This is a genomic window from Citrobacter sp. Cc139, from assembly GCF_030334645.1.
Taxonomy (GTDB): Bacteria; Pseudomonadota; Gammaproteobacteria; order Enterobacterales; family Enterobacteriaceae; genus Citrobacter; species Citrobacter werkmanii.
In genome coordinates, this window is sequence record NZ_JAOWDM010000039.1 from 1 (window position 1) to 233 (window position 233).

Consider the following 233-nt stretch of genomic DNA (forward strand, 5'->3'; position numbering starts at 1 on the left):
GTACGGATTGTAATATCGCCATCGGGCGCTATTTCGAAATCCAGCCACAACAGAGGCAGGCCGTTACCGTTTTGCGGCACAGAATACCCACCGTCTGCTCCGCCCCACTCCGGGGAGGAGTTAAACCCCAACACTCCGGATACCTTATAAACGCCCGTATCCACCCGGACAACGGTTGCCCCTTCGGACTCACTGTTTAATTCGGTGGTCCCGTCCCCCCAAATCTTAATAAT

At 54.5% G+C, this 233-nt stretch carries 1 protein-coding gene; it reads right to left on the bottom strand.

The window, feature by feature from the left end; translation table 11 throughout:
* Positions 1 to 233 (bottom strand): phage tail fiber protein (locus OGV69_RS25275; protein ID WP_502873877.1); only part of this gene is annotated, 233 nt, incomplete at both ends.